Source organism: Vibrio sp. YT-19(2023), from assembly GCF_033337395.1.
In genome coordinates this window covers 89,456-106,346 of sequence record NZ_JAWOQN010000014.1, presented here as the reverse complement: position 1 = coordinate 106,346, position 16,891 = coordinate 89,456, and the positions used below count along the sequence as shown (strand labels likewise).

Sequence of the window (16,891 nt, the reverse complement as noted above, 5' to 3'; positions counted from 1 at the left end):
TTTTACTACCGCAATCAGGGAGCGGGTAAATGAAACAGGCACCAATGATTAACACACAATTCTGGGATGATTTGTTTATCCGAGGCACTATGCCTTGGGATGCCCAATCGACACCTCAAGAACTCAAGGACTATCTCGACAATTCACTTCATGTAGGCCAGTCAGTGTTTATTCCTGGGTGTGGTGCCGCTTATGAACTGAGCACTTTTATTCAATATGGGCATGACGTGATCGCGATGGATTACAGCCAAGAAGCGGTAAAAATGGCGCAATCAACGTTAGGTAACTACAAAGATAAAGTCGTATTGGGTGATGTATTTAATGCCGATTTTTCTCACTCGTTTGATGTCATTTACGAGCGGGCCTTTCTCGCAGCACTACCGAGAGACATGTGGTCAGAATACTTTGCTATGGTGGATAAATTGCTGCCAAGAGACGGTTTGTTAATTGGTTATTTCGTTATAGATGATGATTACCACTCTCGCTTCCCTCCATTTTGTTTGCGAAGTGGGGAGTTGGAGGGTTATCTAGAACCGGCGTTTAAGCTTGTGGAATCCTCAGTGGTGGCAAACAGTGTTGAGGTTTTTAAAGGCAGAGAACAATGGATGGTGTGGCAGAAACGTTAGTCGCTTTTAATCTTTTTGAAGAAGTATTCGCGGAAACTTTCTGGTTCTTTGTGAATCGCTGATACATAAGTCTTTACTCTATGCCTGATGGAATGCTCACATAGTTTGTCGGTTTGTGTGAAAAATTAATTTCTCGTTGCTGGTTTTAAGTTGTTGAGATATCTCTAACAGCGGTTGAGTGGTTGAGTTTATTGCTGGCACGGGTTATGTGCTCAGAGCGTAAAGCGACAGATCAGCATCGATCCGAAAGGTAGTAGAACGTCTCTTACTGATCTGTCTATTTCATGCTTATACTATTTTAGGTTGACCATCTGATGCGGTGGCACCGCCGTCTACAGGTAGGTTTACGCCATTAATGAAAGATGCGTCATCACTTGCCAAGAAAGTCACGACAGACGCAATTTCTTCAGGTTCGGCTGCTCGGCCAAGCGCAATGCGCTCATTGAATTTATCGCGGATTTCCTGCGGCCAGCCGTTCGTCATGTTGGTTTTTACTAAGCTTGGGCATACGGCGTTAATTCTTACGCCCTCCGCACCATGGTCCAATGCCATCGCTCGGGTAAGGTTCACCACTGCGCCTTTACTCGCGCAATAGAATGCGGCACCCCAGTCGCCACCCAAACCGGAAACGGACGCGGTATTTACCATACAACCTTTCGTTTTTAAGAGTTCAGGTAACGCAAACTTCGCGCAATAAACAACACCATCAATGTTTACACCAGAGATTTTCTTCCAGTCTTCCACGCTACCTTCAATCACGGAACCAGGGACATGTACGCCAGCATTGTTTACTAAAATATCCAGTTTACCGAAACGGGTAACAACATCAGAAATCAGTGCTGCGACTTTTTCTGGGTCAGAAACATCAATAGAATGCGCAGACACACGCTGTTTATCAAAGCCCTCAACGGCGTTTGCCAACTGCTCTTCATTCCAATCGGCAAGAGCGACGTTTGCGCCTTCTTCATACAAACGTTTTGCGATGGCCAAACCAATGCCATTGGCAGAGCCAGTCACGAGTGCGACTTTATTTTTTAATCCTCTCATGCGATTTCTCCTTCGAAACTTACAAAAACGGGATCTTGATTTTTCTCTGTGCGCGGCAACATCAGTTTGTCGTTGTCGCTGTAATCTACGGGGATAGCCACCACTGCTGGCCCTTCAACGTCCATGGCTTTATTCAATGTCGGTAGCAATTCGTGTTGACTAGTCACTGCGAAGCCTTTCGCGCCAAATGATTCGGCGTACGCCTTGAAATCAATTGGTCCAAATTTCACACCAGAGCAGCGCTGATATTTGTTGATCTCTTGCATTTCTACCATGTTGTAGGCGTTATCAACCCACACAATATGGACGATATTGCAGTTCAGTCTAACCGCGGTTTCTAACTCCATGCTCGATTGCATAAAACCGCCGTCTCCTGATATCGATACCACTTTGCTACCAGGTTTTAGTAGGCTGGCACCAATGGCCCATGGCAGTGCAACGCCCATCGTTTGTTGGCCGTTAGACACCAGCATTTGGCGAGCTCGAAAACAGCTTAAGTAACGAGCGATCCAGATGTGGAAGCTCCCCATATCAAGGCATAGCGTGGTATCTGGTGTGATGATAGATTGCATGGCTTTAATTAGCGCCAGTGGATGAAACCCTTGCTTGTGATAGACATTGGGATAGGTCTTGATCACTTGCCGTTGCAGTGCTACCTCTTCCAGTACTGAAAGTGCCGTTGGGGAAAGGCGAGCATATTCAGAGATATAGCTGCCCATCTTGTCTAATGACTGCGCAATGTTTCCGACGATTTCAACACAAGGTTGATAATTAAGTTGGTATTCTGCCGGTTCAATATCGAGGTGAATCACTGGGTTGCGGTGGCTGTTCCAAAGCTCAGGGTCATACTCTATTGGGCTAAAGCCGATGGTGAGAATTAAATCGGCATCACGCAGTAAAACATCGCCGGGTTGGTTGTTAAATAAACCGACACGCCCAGCAAAGTGATGATAGTAATTGATATCTACCGTGCCGGCGGCCTGGTAAGTGCCGACAACGGGTAGCTGCGTATTTTGAAGAAATCGGGCGATAGCAGCAGCGTTTTGACTGCGGCTCGCGTGAAGGCCAAGTAAAACCACACAGCGCTTTGCTTTACTGATTCGACTGACCGCATCTTCGATTGCTGCGATGTCAGCGCAACCAGGCTGTGTGTAAGGCGAGGGGACAATAATGTCCGTTTGGGTTTGCTCGGATAAAACATCTTGGGGGAGACTCAAAAAGCAAGCCCCAGGACGACCTGACTCTGCGATACGAAATGCGTTCGCCATGATCTCGCTTGCGGCGTCCACATGCTGCACTTCAGCACTGAACTTAGTAATAGAGCGAAAAATACTGACGGTATCCATGCTCTGGTGTGTTTGTTTTTGCTGGTCAGTTCGTTTCACCGCACCACCGATAGCAATCAGCGGATCGCCTTCGGAGTTTGCTGTTGCCACCCCCGTAACTAGATTTCCACAGCCAGGGCCTGACGTAACCATCGTGACGCCTGCTTTGCCGGTTAGTCTTCCCATAACGCCCGCCATAAATGCGCCGTTAGCCTCGTGACGTACCGGAATCATTTGGATGTTAGTGTCTTCAATCGCATCGAACAGTCGATCGATTTTTGCACCGGGAATACCGAATATGTACTTAATGCCGAGAGACTCTAGCTGTTGAGCGATCAACTGAGATCCATTTTTATTTGAAGGTTTGGATTGCATTTGTTGTCCTTATTATTTGCCTGACTTTGTTACTTTTCCGCCTTTTCTATGGCGGTATTTATATCTTCCGGAGCCAAATTGGCGCTGAGAAAGTCTGTCGATACTGGGGTATCAATCACTAGCCGTGAGACTTTGCCAATCTGGAGAAATCCTGACGAAATGCTGTAATCCTGTATATGACCACCTCCTTGGCGGTCATCGGTAATAAAATGTTCGTGATAGCCGGGTACATTGATGCCAGTCGTATATTTAGGACTGCGAAAGCCGGCGACCACGCCTTGCTTATGCGTGAAGCGGAATGTTGGTTGTTCTTTGACCACTTCAAGCATTGGTCGATAAGGGCGTGTTTGTTTAGGTACGGTACGAGTACGAACTGAATCGAAAACACCATCAATGCGCACTGCGCAAAATAGGTTATCGCTTGGAACCAGGTCGTCTATGAGGCTATGGACTTCATGACGTGACATGCGCGATGTCAATGGCAGCTCGATATCAGGCTTAAAAAAAGTCATGACAGCAAAGGGCGTTTTTTGCGCTAGGTCTGCCGGGTTTGCGGAGCCATCCGACTTGAGTTGAAAAACTTCCTTATCAAAAGCAATCAACTCACCATCCAATTCATTGAACGTACCTAAACCAAAATCCCCATGTTTCAGCAGTTCTTTTATGGTTGTTGAGCCTTCGTAAACACCAGCTATCAAAGCACTCATTAACGAAGTCTGATAAATCTCACCATCTCCGGTAACGTGATGGTATTCAGAAAATTCTTTCGCTACTTCAAGCGAACAAGCACATAGAGGGTTATAAAATCCACGCATGAGTAAGACCAGTTATGCAATGAAGAGTATATTTAGATTGACTTCTACACGGTGCTAAATCCAATATAAAAAAGATTTATTTTGATATGGAAAATATATGGAATTTCGCTACCTGAAGTATTTTGTCGCGGTCGCCGAGACTCGTCACTTTACCCGAGCAGCTGAACAGCTAGGGATTGCGCAACCTCCTTTAAGTCAACAAATCAAAAAGTTAGAGCATGAGCTTGGTGTGGACCTATTTAAGCGCTTGTCTAGAGGAGTAGAACTGACCCATGCAGGGCAAGTCTTTTATACGGATGCGGTAAATATTCTTGCTGATGTGGAACGCGCTAAAGCAAAAGCCCGACAGATTGCCCGTGGTGAAAATACGCAGGTTAAAATTGGGTTCGCGACGTCAACATCAACCTGCATTAAGGTATTGGAGAGGATTGGGCGTATTCAAGAGAATGGGGTTCATTTACAGACGGCGGAACTATCAATGCCAGAGCTTGCCACTCAGTTAAAAAGCAAACAACTTGATCTCGCAATCATGCGGCTACCCTGTTACGCCAGTGAGCCTTTTGAGCATAAGGTGTTGTTTAACGACCCGTTTGTCGCAGTGATTCCGGCGGGCCACGAACTGGCAAAATATCCCTGTATCCAGATGAAACAGTTGAGAGGCCATAAAATTTTACTGTTTCCACGAGAGACTGGACCCGCATTGTTTGATGGCATGAGCACACTTTTTGCCGACGCAGGAGTAAGGCTCGAACCACAGTTCGCAGCACCGCAACTTCGTACGACGATTGCCATGGCGCAGGCCGGGTTAGGTATCGCTCTCGTACCGCGCTCACTGGCTGAACATCTCGATGATTCCGCGACAGTCGCCGAGATTGATGATATCCCTCTCACTAGTCGTGTTGTTGTTGCTTGGGAGGCATCTAATCTCAATAAACAAGCGTTAAAAGTAGCCATGCACATCGGTCATGTTGAGGCTTAAAGATGAGTCATCGAACTGGCTCTGATAGCCACAGGCAAATGTGATACTCTCACTCGTTATATGCAAAGCTATGCTTTGGTTGAATAGACAAATCTTACTCAACGAATAGAACTTACTGAGGATGTACCAATGATATACGCTGCGGTCTTTGATATGGACGGGTTGCTGATTGATTCAGAACCTTTGTGGAAGGAAGCGGAAAAGCAGGTGTTTTCATCAGTTGGTGTCCAAGTGACCGAAGTGCTGTCAAAGCAGACTGCAACTATGACGACAGGTGAAGTAACAAGGTTTTGGTATGAACGTAATCCTTGGCAAGAAAAGAGCCTAGAGGAAGTAGAGAATGCTGTTGTGGATAAAGTGGAGGCATTAATAATTGAAAAAGGATGCGAATTAGAGGGTGTTACAGAAACACTCAAATTGCTTAAGGAAAAAGGGTTTAAGATAGGGTTGTCTACTAATTCACCTTATCAACTCATTCCCATCATTTTGAACAAACTCGGTATTGCCAGTTACTTTGACGCGATATCATCGTCAGACGATGTAGAGCAGGGTAAGCCAGAGCCAGATGTCTACCTTTTAACAATCAATAAACTAGGTGTAGATTCAAGTAACTGTATTGCCTTTGAAGACTCTTATTCGGGTATGCTTGCGGCAACACGAGCAAACATAAAAACAGTCGTGATACCTCAACCTGATAAGTTCTACCAAGAGTTTAATGAAGCCAGCCTAAAGCTGCAAAAGCTATCAGAGTTTAATGAAAGCCATTTGGCGAGTTTAATGGACTTGAATTTGAAAGAAACAATTGCACCAACACCGCATGAAAGTTTTTTAGAAGAAGGACTTGATTGTGAATAGTCGGTCGCTGAAAAAATACCTCTGCCAATGTTCTTATTGGTTTTACCTATAGAATCATTCGCAAAAGATACGACTATGTTGGACGAGCTCAATAATCGATTTGTTACATTTGAAAGGCGATTTGATGATTGTATCAACTCTGCTTCTCAAAATGATATGAGTGAAAACATTGTCGGTCAGATTCAAGCGCTTAATATTGATTTTGAAATTTCGGTTGGCTATTTATACAAACAATCACTTTATTTATGCTCTGATGATGAATTCAGTGATTTAGCAAGAATTATCATGATAATTGAAACCTCCGATAATGATGGATTGCAATTATCAAAGGCAAAAGCTAGTCAAATTAGAAAGCTACTTTTTAGCAAAGTGGATTTACGTTTAGAGTCGAAGTTTCAAAGTTTACCGCAAGATAAAAAGGAAGCATTACTGAGCATTGCGAAAAAGCTTGAACCTTTTGATCTCGTAAGCATGCATGAACGACTTCAGGCAATGTAGACTTATGAAAGAATGTTTTGAGTAGATTCTTAACGCTTGGCTTTTTCATTAAGATTGAGTATTAGGTTCAACGCCTCTAGCTCTTACACAAGATCTAGAGGCATCCATTTTTTATTGACTTAAAAGTGCCGAGCTAAGATTTTAACCCGGCAGCGGTCATCATGACGCGAAATAACATAGACACTAACCCTAATGCAGCGACGCTAACGACCCATATTCCAACCATCCAAGCCCATTGGCGGCACCAATTTTTGATTTTCATACTCACTCCTTATCAACTCGTTAATGGTACGCTTCGCCTTCTTTTACTTTTCCGGAGAAGACGTAGTAACTCCAAAAGGTGTAAGCCAGAATGATCGGGATGATGATCACTGCTCCAACGAGCATAAAGCGCTGACTGCTTGCAGGAGCCGCTGCTTCCCATATTGATATGCTAGGAGGAATGATATTTGGCCAGATACTGATGCCAAGCCCAGCGAACCCGAGAATCACGATCACTAACGCCATCACGAAAGGGCTGCGCTCTTTACGCTTTTTAACGGAGTCGGCAATCTTCAAACATACCAGCCCAGTAATGACAGGTACGGGCAGTAAGTAGAACAAATTAGGCAGAGAAAACCATCTTTCCGCAATGGCAGGGTAAGCAAGTGGAGTCCAAGCGCTCACAATGACTAATGCGGAGATCATCGCCAGTAGTGTTTTGTTAGTGAAGCGGTGCATCGTGTTTTGCAGTTCACCTTCCGTCTTCATGATGAGCCATGTGCTACCAAGCAGCGCGTACGTTGCGACTAAACCCAAACCACAAAAGATGGGAAAAGGGCTGAGCCAGTCGAGTTGGCTACCTACGAAGACGCGGTTTTCCACCGCAAAGCCTTGAATTACCGCGCCAACAACGATGCCTTGGAAAAACGTGGTTAAAATCGAGCCGACCATAAAAGAGCGATCCCAGAACTTTAAGTGGCTTTCCAATGCTTTAAAGCGAAACTCAAATGCGACTCCACGAAAGATCAAAGCAATCAACATCAACGTTAAAGGGATGGTTAGCGCTTCAATAATCACCGCGTAAGCCATCGGAAAAGCGCCAAATAGAGATGCGCCTCCAAGCACAATCCAAGTTTCGTTGCCATCCCAAACTGGCGCGGCACTGTTGACCATGACGTCTTTTTGTTTTTCATCCTTGATGAAGGGCATCAGTATTCCAATACCCAAATCGAAGCCATCCATGATGATGTACATCAAAGTGGCAAAAACGATGATCGCGAACCAAATCACGGATAAATCAAAATGCATATTTTCTACCTTCACTTTGTGACAAATTCTAAATGCGACCTGAAACGGTCGTCATGTCGTGCTCATCGTGTTCGATTGCATCGGGGCCTTTCTTGATTTGGTGGATCATGTAGTAATAACCAAAACCAAATACCAAGCTGTATACAACAAGGAAACACAGCAGGCTGATGCTCATTTGTAGGTCTCCGTGTGCAGAAACCGCATCACGCGTTTTTTGTACGCCATAAACGACCCAAGGTTGCCGACCAACCTCTGTCGTAAACCAGCCAGCGAGTATTGCGATAAGACCAGATGGCCCCATAAACAATGAAAACTTGAGGAACCAACGCGAGGTATAAAGCGTGTTCTTTTTTCGTAACCATATGCTGTAGAAGCTCTGTAAAATCATCAGAAGTCCTAGCCCGACCATGATTCGAAATGACCAAAAGACGGTAGGTGAGTTCGGTCGTTCCTCTTTCGGGAAGTCTTTCAGCGCCGGGATTGGCTCAGTTAAACTGTGGCGTAGGATCAAACTTCCTAGAACAGGAATTTCTAAGGCATAGTCTGTGCGTTCTTGTTCCATGTTTGGCATGCCGAACAATATCAATGGGGTTGGTTTGCCATCACTGTTATCCCAATGTCCTTCGATGGCAGCGATTTTGGCGGGCTGGTGTTCCAGAGTGTTTAGCCCGTGCACATCGCCAATCACGGCTTGGAGTGGCGCAAGGAACACTAAGATCCCGAGCGACATCGAAAACATGGTTTTTACCGCAGTCGATTGATTGCCTCTCAATAAATGCCAAGCGGCTGACGCGCCTACAAAGAGTGCCGAACTGACGAAAGCCGCGACGCTCATGTGCGCCAAACGATAAGGAAATGAAGGATTGAAAACGATAGCAAACCAGTCGGTTGGCACCACACGTCCGTCGACAATTTCATAGCCTTGTGGCGTTTGCATCCAACTGTTGGAGGCGAGAATCCAGAACGTCGAAATGATCGTTCCTAACGCCACCATCGAGGTTGCAAAAAAGTGCAGCTTTTCGCCGACGCGACGCCACCCAAACAGCATTACGCCAAGAAATCCGGCTTCGAGAAAGAAAGCCGTTAACACTTCATAAGTCAGTAATGGGCCTGTGATAGAACCAGCGAAGTCGGAGAAACCACTCCAGTTGGTGCCGAATTGATAGGCCATGACAAGACCAGATACAACACCCATTCCAAAGTTAACCGCAAAAATTTTCGACCAGAAGTGATAGAGCTTTTGGTAATCGGGATTACGTGTTTTTAGCCATAAGCCTTCCAGCACGGCGAGATAGGTGGCCAAACCTATGGTGATAGCGGGGAAAATAATATGAAAGGATACCGTAAAGGCGAACTGTATCCGTGCAAGCATAAATGCGTCGAGGCCAAACATTAAACTTCCTTTGATCTTTTAAGTTTTATGAGAGAGCTATTTTAAAAGGAGCGGAATGAGGGAAGTAGGTACAGACAGTGACTATAAACCTATAACAGATTAAATATTGAAGTGTTATTATTTTGAATTCGGCTTTATGGAAGGGGATTTGCGTTTGGCGAAGTATCAAGAGTTAGTGGAACAGCTTAAAAGGCAGATAAAATCGGGGATATGGCATCCGGGTGACAAGCTGCCTTCGCTGCGTCGCCAATCTGAACACTCGGGTTTGAGCTTGATGACGGTGTTGCACGCGTATCAAATTCTGGAATCTCAAGGCTGGGTCACGTCACAGCCGCGATCTGGTTATCGAGTCGCGCCCAATATTAAGAGCTCAAATGAACCCCAAGCGCCAGCCGCGGTTTCGTGGACTGAGCAGGTAGACATCAATGAGTTTATCTTTGATGTTCTGCAGGCGAGTAAAAATCCATCCATGATCAATTTTGGCTTTGCCTATCCAGACCCAAGTTTGTACCCACGATATCACGTGAATCGGGCGATGAGCGCAGCCGCTCGCAATATGCCGATTTCCACCACCTTTGATAACTTACCGCCGGGAAATGAACAATTACGCACCATCATCGCGAAGCGTTATGCTGCGAAAGGCATTGAAATTTCACCCGATGAAATTGTCATTACGGCAGGCGCGCTGGAGGCGTTAACGCTCAGTTTGCAAGCCTGCACAAGACCGGGAGATTGGGTGGTTGTGGAGTCGCCTGCCTTCTATGGTGCTTTGCAATCCTTAGAGCGGTTAGGTTTGAAAGCGCTCTCAGTAAGAACAGACCCGGTCACGGGCATTGACCTAGATTCATTGGAACGCGCGCTGCAAACACACGATGTGAAAGCGTGCTGGCTGATGTCGAACTTCCAGAATCCTCTGGGTTTTACGCTTTCCAACGAGAAAAAACAAAAGCTGATTGAACTGACACAGCGATATAACGTGCCAGTGATTGAAGATGACGTGTACAGCGAACTGCATGCAGGGAATGACTCGGTTTATCCACTAAGAATGTTTGATGACACGGGCAATACCATGTTGTGCTCCTCGTTTTCAAAATCATTAATCGCAGGGCTACGTATTGGTTGGGTTGCGGCGGGAAAGCGGGCGCTAGAGGTACAAAAGTTACAGTTAATGAGTACATTAGCGACGAGTGCACCAGTGCAAATGACATTGGTACACTATTTAACAAGCCGCAATTATGAATCTCATTTGAAGCAGTTACGGAAAAAGCTGTTTGAACGTAAAAGTAAGATGACGGTTCTGCTTAGTGAGCTGTTACCTGAAGCAGTCAAAGTGTTAAGCCAAAGCGGTGGGTACTTTATTTGGTTAGAGCTTCCCAAGCATATTGATGCCTTGCAGATATATCGAGAAGCGCTAAAAGGTAATATCAGCATCGCACCGGGAAAGATGTTCAGCCTGACAGAACAATACGATCACTGTATTCGTCTTAACGCTTCTTTTGAGCTCAATGACAAATATGTTCATGCTCTCAATCTGCTCGCTAATATTATTCGCGAGCATTTGGCGAAATAGCGACTTTCTTCAGTTTTTTGGTTTAATGGAGCGCGCCGGATTTCCAACAACTCGATCGCCCGGCGCAACGTCTTTGGTTACGACAGAGCCAGCGCCGACGACGGCCTCATCACCAATGGTCACGCCTGGCAGTATGATAGCGCCCCCACCAATCCAAACGTTATTGCCGATTTTTACCGGTTTGGCGATCTCATCTCCGGCTAAGCGTCTTTGCGTATCGAGTGAATGAGCGGCTGTGTAAATTTGCACTCTAGGCCCAATCATGACGTTCGCGCCAACCTTAACCTGTCCATTGTCCAGAATAATGGCATCCCAGTTGATGTAGGTGTTTTCTCCGATGGACAAGTGACAACCATAGGTAAGTTGTAGCGGTGGCTCTATACAGGCGCTATTTTTTAATTGGACGCCCATTTCCGCCAATAGTTGTCTACGGATATCTGGGTTTGGTTCGTGGTTAAACTGGAAGACAAGCTGCGCAGTTTTGGCGCGCATTAGCTTTAGTTCTTCATCCAGACAATTATAGGTTTCTCCAGAGCGCATCCGAGTCAGTTCTGACATAACAATCATTCCATCAATATAAATTGCAATAAGGTGCATAATAATAAGTGAGAGTGATTCGAAGTGAAAATTTGACGCTTAAAAATCAGAAAGTTATCACTGATTTGCCTTGCGTATCCAGTTGGTTGATTGGCTCGTTTAGTTCACAAAGACGTGCTCCCTAAATGGCTTAATCGGTTGAAGCCAAAGTGGGAAACCACTCGAAGCGTTTTACGTAGATTACAATATAGTTAATAAGAAGAACTTAGTTGAGCCGCTTGCGCTATCGATTGGGCTAAAATTATAAGACTTATGCGCTCTGGCTTGCTGGCAACGATGAATCAAGAGTGAGCACTTTATGTTCGAACGGGTCATTTCATTTTTAGAAACCACACTGTTTACCTTTAACGAACAACCTATCACGTTATGGGCGATATTGATGGTGCCGACATGGGTGATTGTCGCTTTATGGTTATCAAAAATTTTGATCAAAACCGTTACGTCAAGAATGTCTTCATCGGGGAAAGACCCAAACGTGATTCATTTGGTTAAACGGATATTATTTGTCATCGCTCTCGCCATTATTTTTATGACCACACTTTCGATGATCAATGTGCCAATTACCGCGTTTGCCTTTCTGTCTGGTGCCATCGCTATCGGCTTCGGTTTTGGTGCGCAAAACATCATTAACAACTTCATAAGTGGCTGGATTTTGATTGGTGAAAAGCCAATTCGAATTGGGGACTTTTTAGAGGTTGAGGGCGCCAAAGGCACTGTCGAGCAAATAAATACACGTTCAACGAGAATCAGACGAACCGATGGTGTTCATATGCTCATACCCAACAGTCAGTTGATTGAGAACGTGGTGATCAACTGGACGTTATGCGACAGATTAGTTCGTGGCTCGGTCGTCGTCGGCGTCGCGTATGGGAGCGATGTCAAACAGGTTGCTGCCTTAATGGCGGAAGTGACTTCGCAGCAAGCGCAAGTTCTGAGTTCGCCAGCGCCAGATGTGTTTTTTCAAGACTTTGGTGACAATGCTTTGATCTTCGAATCTTATTTTTGGATTAACTCAACGGTTGAGGGCGGTATTCGCTCGGTCGCAAGTGCCATGCGTTTTGAAATCTACGAAGCTTTCGAAAAGCACGGCATTGAAATCGCGTTTCCACAACGAGATGTGCACATTGATGGGCAAATCAAGTTGTCTAGGGAGAGAAACGGATAGGGCGATAAGCGGTATTGGTGTTCTTATCTTGGTGTCGAGTAACCATAGCGAGGCGGTCACAACACGGATTCGCCTCGCTAGAAACCAGTTTGAAGGCGTTATTGGTTGTCCCACATGACTTCGCATTCTTCTTTGATTGCTGATTTTAGCAACTCAATCAGTGGAAACGCTCTGCGTCCTAGGCTTACCGAGGGCTCTGCTTGTTCTTCCTCTTCGTCTACATCAGTAGGGAGGTTTTCTTCAGCTGCATTTTTCGCAGATAGAGCAGAAGTTAATTTTGATAGCGCGTCAGGAACATCTTGAGCGGAAATTGATCCCGGCACAGTGCCGCTGTGACCCATCATTTTGAGCATATCTAATGCAATATCACCAAACATTGTGACGTTTGAGTGGCTTCGACAACGAAATGTTATGAGCATTTACCTGATCCTGTTTTATATGTTCGGTTTGAAACTAAATTGTAGCTGAAATCAGATACTAATTAATGTGATGAAGACCGTTGAGCGTTAAGGTTTTTATGAGTAACAACAAAAAACGGGCACGTACGTCTGCATGCCCGTTGAAATACATTACCTGATTGGTTGTTGATGATTTACAAGCTATACGGATCGCCCAGAGCTAATGCGACCCTAGAAGCAGGAGACTTTCCTAACGCACGGCAAATTTGCCAACCCGCTTCATTGATGACGCCAAGGTCAACGCCTGTTTCAATCCCAAGTTGCTCACACAGATAAAGTACATCTTCCGTTGCAACATTGCCACTGGCTCCTTTCGCGTAAGGGCAGCCGCCGAGCCCCGCTACTGCGCTATCAATGGTGTTGATGCCCATTAACAAGGCTTGGTAGATATTGGCTAATGCTTGTCCATAAGTGTCATGAAAATGTACTGCGAGCGCGTCTTTTGGCAGTAGCGTTAACAACGAATCCAGCATGGCGATAACGCGATTAGGCGTTGCTTTACCGACAGTATCACCGAGCGAAATCTCATAACATCCCATATCAAACAACGTATTGGCGACCTTGGTAGTTTGCTCTGGCTTGATTACTCCCTCATATGGACACACCATGGTACAAGACAAGTACCCGCGTACAGGAATGTTGTGCTGGTTCGCCAATTCGATAACGGGTTCAAATCGAGCGAGACTTTCGGTAATGCTGCAGTTGATGTTCTTCTGGCTGAACGTTTCTGAAGCGGAGCCAAACACCGCAATTCGCTTTACACCGCTTTCCAGCGCACGTTCTAACCCTGCGAGATTTGGTGTGAGCGCGCTATAAACCACGTCAGGCTTTTTTGAGATACCAGCAAACACCTGATCGGAATCGGCCATTTGAGGCACCCACCTTGGAGAGACGAAAGATCCAGCCTCAATATGCTTTAAGCCACTGCTGCTTAGTTGGTTAATCAAACGGATTTTATCAACCAGCGTCACTGCCGTTTCATTTTGCAGACCATCACGAGCGCCGACTTCGACGATATTAACCTTCGCTGGTAGCATATTCGCGCTCCTTATCTTCACTGACGTTATCCGATATCAAAGACAAATTCAGCAGGATGGAACCGTGCTGTACTTGGTCCCCGTGCTGATAAAACAATTCGTCGACTTTTGCTGCTACCGGAGCCGTGATGGTGTATTCCATTTTCATTGCTTCGAGTACCAAAAGCGGATCGCCCGCCGCCACTTCGTCACCTTTAGCCACCATAACTGCTGAAATTATGCCGTTGAGTGGTGCGGTTGGACTTAGTTCATCATCTACATCTTTTGCAGAGTCAAAGTTAGGTTGATGAGCGAACGTGCGCTGCTGACCAAGATAAAATAGTGTTGTCTTTTGTTCGTTGCTAAGTGCATTAAAGGTGTAACGCACATTATCAATATCGACGATAAACTGGTTGTCACTTTCAAGCAGGATGACCTGATGCAGCTCCTCACCACATCGGACAGTGAAGTGAGATCCTATATCTTGCGATGATTGTTGCAAACGTGCCTGATGGTTGGCATTGGCATCCGTGAAGTTAAATCGGTAAACGTTGTCAACTGACAGTCTAAAACCTCGTTTGGTTGGCGCGGGTAACGTTGAGCTGTCTGATTTTGAAATGAGATCATTCCAACGAGCAACCGCCGCCAATGTAAGCCAGATTGAATCCGACACGTCTTGCTGCTCATTTATGCCTTGTTGATGTGTTACGAGGAAACCTGTATCGAGCTCAATCTCGGCAAAGGCTGGCTGCGAAATAATACTGTGCAGATAACCAATGTTTGTCGTTACTCCACGTACGTGATATTGAGTTAACGCCTGCTTAATCTGCTTTAGAGCGATATCACGAGTTTGCCCCCAGACGATCAGTTTGCTGATCATTGGATCGTAATATTCGCTGATGCTATCGCCTTGGGTAACACCACTATCAACGCGTACGCACGCTAGGCGCACACTACTGTCTGATACGGGTTCTTTTAAGTAATCAATGCGGCCAGTCGACGGCATAAAGTCATTGTCTGTATCTTCTGCGTAAATTCGCAGCTCAATTGAATGACCGTTGTGGGTGATTTCAGATTGCGAAATAGGTAAATGCTCGCCAGCTGCGACTTTTAATTGCCACTCCACCAAATCAACGCCGGTGATCAATTCAGTAACAGGGTGTTCAACTTGCAGACGAGTATTCATTTCCATGAAGTAAAACTCACCGCGGCTATCGAGCAAGAACTCCACCGTGCCCGCGCCAACATAGTCGATCGCTTGAGCGGCCTGAACCGCAGCTTCACCCATTTGTTTACGCAGTTCATCACTAAGACCGGGAGCTGGTGCTTCTTCGACTACTTTTTGGTGACGGCGTTGAATGGAGCAATCGCGATCAGAAAGATAGACACAGTTGCCATGTTGGTCAGCAAATACCTGAACTTCAACGTGGCGAGGCTGCAATATACATTTTTCGATTAGAAGCTGCTTATCGCCAAAGCTTGAAAGTGCTTCACGCTGCGCACCGTCGATGGCCAGAGGCATTTCGGCTGCGCTATTGACCACTCGCATGCCTTTACCGCCGCCCCCTTGGGTTGCTTTAAGCATCACTGGGTAACCGATTTTTTCAGCTTCCGCTAATAAGTGCTCTACGCTGTTGTCTGTGCCGTGATAGCCGGGAACCAAGGGCACGTTCGCCTCTGACATGATTGCCTTGGCTTGAGATTTAGAACCCATTGCCTCAATTGCGCTGGTGGAAGGGCCAATAAAGGCGATGCCATTTTCGCTGCACGTTTTCGCCAGTTTCGGGTTCTCGGAAAGAAAACCATACCCAGGGTGGATAGCATCGGCTTGCCATTTTTTCGCAGCACCGATAATCGCATCGATATCGAGATACGATTCACTCGCCGGAGCGGGGCCAATGAATTCAGCGAAATCCGCTTGTTTAACATGTAAGCTGCTGCGATCCGCTTCGGAATAGACGGCAACCGTCTCTATAGCCATGCTTTTTGCGGTTTTAATGATTCGGCAGGCAATTTCACCGCGGTTTGCGATCAGTATTCTTTTAAACATGATTCCTCCAATTGGCGGCGCGCTTTTCAAAAAATGCAGCTAGTCCTTCTTGTCCTTCACTGGACACGCGAGCGGTTGCAATAGCTTGGCTGGTGTATTCAATTAATGAATGATCGATAGGTTGGTTATCACAGCGTAAACAAAGTGCTTTTGCAGCCTGCATGGCTTGTGGACCGTTGTTGAGCAGGTGATCAATGGTGCGATTGACGGCTTCACGTGGTTGAGAGTCTATCTGATGAAGAATACTCATCGATAGTGCGGTTTCGGCATCAATCAGTTCCGCGGTTAAAAAGTAGCGTCGGCTTTGTCGTTGTCCAATCGCTCGAATGACGTAGGGTCCGATTGTCGCGGGTAACAAACCGAGTTTCACTTCACTCAAACAGAAGCGGCTTTCAGGTGTACCGATAGCGATATCGCAGCAGCAGATAAGCCCAAGTGCGCCGCCAAATGCAGCGCCATGCACCATAGCAATGGTTGGTTTGCTAAAGGCATCCAGTTTGTGCAAGAGCAACGCTAACTGCTGTGCATCTTGCAGATTTTCCCCCTCGGTTTTGGTGGCCATTGACTGCATCCAGCCAAGATCCGCACCCGCAGAAAAGTGTTTACCTTGCGCCGTTAGTACCAATGCACGTAGAGAGTTGTCTCTCTCAAGTTTTTCCAAGGTGTCGATAAGTGAAGCAATTAATTCATCATTAAACGCGTTGTGTTTCTCTGGTCGATTGAGGCTCAACCAAGCAACGCCATTGCTGTCTTTTTCAAGCAGTAGTCCGGTCATGTGACTTCCTTTGTCTGACATTTCAGTCTGTATTTCAATGCTCGCTAACCATTACTT

17 protein-coding genes are annotated in these 16,891 nt (G+C 45.9%); 6 read left to right on the top strand and 11 right to left on the bottom strand.

Going from position 1 to position 16,891, the window contains the following annotated elements:
• Window positions 1-29 precede the first annotated feature (29 nt).
• Window positions 30-626 carry a methyltransferase domain-containing protein gene (locus R7E78_RS12560; RefSeq protein WP_318057925.1) on the top strand — a complete coding sequence of 199 codons (597 nt, stop codon included), beginning with the start codon at window positions 30-32 and terminating at the stop codon, window positions 624-626.
• Window positions 627-914: 288 nt separating this feature from the next.
• On the opposite strand, the gene R7E78_RS12555 is transcribed toward R7E78_RS12560, so the two are convergent.
• The 3 genes from R7E78_RS12555 to budA are packed head-to-tail and all read right to left on the bottom strand — an operon-like array spanning window position 915 to window position 4,188.
• Window positions 915-1,673, bottom strand: a complete 759-nt coding sequence (locus R7E78_RS12555; RefSeq protein ID WP_054574665.1) for an SDR family NAD(P)-dependent oxidoreductase — start codon at window positions 1,671-1,673, stop codon at window positions 915-917.
• Window positions 1,670-3,373 (bottom strand): acetolactate synthase AlsS, encoded by a 1,704-nt coding sequence (gene alsS / locus R7E78_RS12550; protein WP_222716387.1) that lies wholly within the window; start codon window positions 3,371-3,373, stop codon window positions 1,670-1,672. Before alsS ends, R7E78_RS12555 begins: the two co-directional genes overlap by 4 nt.
• Window positions 3,374-3,402: 29 nt before the next feature.
• Complete coding sequence (budA, locus tag R7E78_RS12545; RefSeq protein WP_242013373.1) at window positions 3,403-4,188, bottom strand: acetolactate decarboxylase; 786 nt, start codon at window positions 4,186-4,188, stop codon at window positions 3,403-3,405.
• 97 nt (window positions 4,189-4,285) lie between these two features.
• On the opposite strand from budA, the gene R7E78_RS12540 reads away from it, so the two are divergent.
• From R7E78_RS12540 to R7E78_RS12530, 3 genes are all read left to right on the top strand, one after another.
• On the top strand, window positions 4,286-5,167 hold the full coding sequence (locus R7E78_RS12540; RefSeq protein ID WP_047101317.1) for a LysR family transcriptional regulator: 882 nt from the start codon (window positions 4,286-4,288) through the stop codon (window positions 5,165-5,167).
• A 129-nt stretch (window positions 5,168-5,296) separates the two neighbouring features.
• The gene (hxpB, locus tag R7E78_RS12535; protein WP_053349210.1) at window positions 5,297-6,022 is read left to right on the top strand and encodes a hexitol phosphatase HxpB; all 726 of its coding nucleotides are present in this window, start codon (window positions 5,297-5,299) and stop codon (window positions 6,020-6,022) included.
• 75 nt (window positions 6,023-6,097) lie between these two features.
• Complete coding sequence (locus R7E78_RS12530) at window positions 6,098-6,520, top strand: hypothetical protein (protein WP_017820346.1); 423 nt, start codon at window positions 6,098-6,100, stop codon at window positions 6,518-6,520.
• A gap of 133 nt (window positions 6,521-6,653) precedes the next feature.
• On the opposite strand, the gene R7E78_RS12525 is transcribed toward R7E78_RS12530, so the two are convergent.
• Genes R7E78_RS12525 through R7E78_RS12515 form a run of 3 tightly spaced genes read right to left on the bottom strand, consistent with a single transcriptional unit; the run spans window position 6,654 to window position 9,203 of the window.
• Entirely contained in the window at window positions 6,654-6,782 is a 129-nt protein-coding gene (locus R7E78_RS12525; protein WP_005373267.1) for a DUF2474 domain-containing protein, read from the bottom strand.
• 20 nt (window positions 6,783-6,802) lie between these two features.
• Window positions 6,803-7,810, bottom strand: coding sequence for a cytochrome d ubiquinol oxidase subunit II (cydB, locus tag R7E78_RS12520; protein WP_318057924.1), 1,008 nt, complete (start codon window positions 7,808-7,810; stop codon window positions 6,803-6,805).
• A gap of 28 nt (window positions 7,811-7,838) precedes the next feature.
• Complete coding sequence (locus tag R7E78_RS12515) at window positions 7,839-9,203, bottom strand: cytochrome ubiquinol oxidase subunit I (protein ID WP_318057923.1); 1,365 nt, start codon at window positions 9,201-9,203, stop codon at window positions 7,839-7,841.
• Between the two features lie 136 nt (window positions 9,204-9,339).
• On the opposite strand from R7E78_RS12515, the gene R7E78_RS12510 reads away from it, so the two are divergent.
• Window positions 9,340-10,773 (top strand): PLP-dependent aminotransferase family protein, encoded by a 1,434-nt coding sequence (locus R7E78_RS12510; RefSeq protein ID WP_029821109.1) that lies wholly within the window; start codon window positions 9,340-9,342, stop codon window positions 10,771-10,773.
• 9 nt (window positions 10,774-10,782) lie between these two features.
• Here R7E78_RS12510 and R7E78_RS12505 read toward each other — a convergent pair whose 3' ends face one another.
• Window positions 10,783-11,331: a sugar O-acetyltransferase gene (locus R7E78_RS12505; protein WP_318057922.1), complete on the bottom strand. Its 549-nt coding sequence runs from the start codon at window positions 11,329-11,331 to the stop codon at window positions 10,783-10,785.
• Between the two features lie 337 nt (window positions 11,332-11,668).
• Between R7E78_RS12505 and R7E78_RS12500 the strand changes: the two genes are divergently transcribed.
• Complete coding sequence (locus R7E78_RS12500) at window positions 11,669-12,535, top strand: mechanosensitive ion channel family protein (protein ID WP_005373258.1); 867 nt, start codon at window positions 11,669-11,671, stop codon at window positions 12,533-12,535.
• A gap of 98 nt (window positions 12,536-12,633) precedes the next feature.
• Here the strand turns inward: R7E78_RS12500 and R7E78_RS12495 are convergent, their stop codons facing one another.
• The 4 genes from R7E78_RS12495 to R7E78_RS12480 all read right to left on the bottom strand — a co-directional run bounded on the left by R7E78_RS12495 (window position 12,634) and on the right by R7E78_RS12480 (window position 16,834).
• Entirely contained in the window at window positions 12,634-12,954 is a 321-nt protein-coding gene (locus tag R7E78_RS12495) for a DUF1840 domain-containing protein (RefSeq protein WP_085569099.1), read from the bottom strand.
• Between the two features lie 173 nt (window positions 12,955-13,127).
• Window positions 13,128-14,030: a hydroxymethylglutaryl-CoA lyase gene (locus R7E78_RS12490; protein ID WP_104980568.1), complete on the bottom strand. Its 903-nt coding sequence runs from the start codon at window positions 14,028-14,030 to the stop codon at window positions 13,128-13,130.
• Window positions 14,011-16,059: an acetyl/propionyl/methylcrotonyl-CoA carboxylase subunit alpha gene (locus R7E78_RS12485; RefSeq protein ID WP_318057921.1), complete on the bottom strand. Its 2,049-nt coding sequence runs from the start codon at window positions 16,057-16,059 to the stop codon at window positions 14,011-14,013. Before R7E78_RS12485 ends, R7E78_RS12490 begins: the two co-directional genes overlap by 20 nt.
• Window positions 16,052-16,834 carry an enoyl-CoA hydratase-related protein gene (locus tag R7E78_RS12480; protein WP_213885486.1) on the bottom strand — a complete coding sequence of 261 codons (783 nt, stop codon included), beginning with the start codon at window positions 16,832-16,834 and terminating at the stop codon, window positions 16,052-16,054. Before R7E78_RS12480 ends, R7E78_RS12485 begins: the two co-directional genes overlap by 8 nt.
• Window positions 16,835-16,891 lie beyond the last annotated feature (57 nt).

Excerpts from the sequence above, each read along its gene's own strand:
- R7E78_RS12530 (WP_017820346.1), top strand. The coding sequence starts at position 6,098 with ATGTTGGACGAGCTCAATAATCGATTTGTTACATTTGAAAGGCGATTT.
- R7E78_RS12495 (WP_085569099.1), bottom strand. The coding sequence starts at position 12,954 with ATGCTCATAACATTTCGTTGTCGAAGCCACTCAAACGTCACAATGTTT.
- hxpB (WP_053349210.1), top strand. The coding sequence starts at position 5,297 with ATGATATACGCTGCGGTCTTTGATATGGACGGGTTGCTGATTGATTCA.
- R7E78_RS12555 (WP_054574665.1), bottom strand. The coding sequence starts at position 1,673 with ATGAGAGGATTAAAAAATAAAGTCGCACTCGTGACTGGCTCTGCCAAT.
- R7E78_RS12490 (WP_104980568.1), bottom strand. The coding sequence starts at position 14,030 with ATGCTACCAGCGAAGGTTAATATCGTCGAAGTCGGCGCTCGTGATGGT.
- cydB (WP_318057924.1), bottom strand. The coding sequence starts at position 7,810 with ATGCATTTTGATTTATCCGTGATTTGGTTCGCGATCATCGTTTTTGCC.
- R7E78_RS12525 (WP_005373267.1), bottom strand. The coding sequence starts at position 6,782 with ATGAAAATCAAAAATTGGTGCCGCCAATGGGCTTGGATGGTTGGAATA.
- R7E78_RS12485 (WP_318057921.1), bottom strand. The coding sequence starts at position 16,059 with ATGTTTAAAAGAATACTGATCGCAAACCGCGGTGAAATTGCCTGCCGA.
- R7E78_RS12500 (WP_005373258.1), top strand. The coding sequence starts at position 11,669 with ATGTTCGAACGGGTCATTTCATTTTTAGAAACCACACTGTTTACCTTT.
- R7E78_RS12480 (WP_213885486.1), bottom strand. The coding sequence starts at position 16,834 with ATGACCGGACTACTGCTTGAAAAAGACAGCAATGGCGTTGCTTGGTTG.
- R7E78_RS12560 (WP_318057925.1), top strand. The coding sequence starts at position 30 with ATGAAACAGGCACCAATGATTAACACACAATTCTGGGATGATTTGTTT.
- R7E78_RS12505 (WP_318057922.1), bottom strand. The coding sequence starts at position 11,331 with ATGTCAGAACTGACTCGGATGCGCTCTGGAGAAACCTATAATTGTCTG.
- R7E78_RS12515 (WP_318057923.1), bottom strand. The coding sequence starts at position 9,203 with ATGTTTGGCCTCGACGCATTTATGCTTGCACGGATACAGTTCGCCTTT.
- R7E78_RS12510 (WP_029821109.1), top strand. The coding sequence starts at position 9,340 with ATGGAAGGGGATTTGCGTTTGGCGAAGTATCAAGAGTTAGTGGAACAG.
- budA (WP_242013373.1), bottom strand. The coding sequence starts at position 4,188 with ATGCGTGGATTTTATAACCCTCTATGTGCTTGTTCGCTTGAAGTAGCG.
- R7E78_RS12540 (WP_047101317.1), top strand. The coding sequence starts at position 4,286 with ATGGAATTTCGCTACCTGAAGTATTTTGTCGCGGTCGCCGAGACTCGT.
- alsS (WP_222716387.1), bottom strand. The coding sequence starts at position 3,373 with ATGCAATCCAAACCTTCAAATAAAAATGGATCTCAGTTGATCGCTCAA.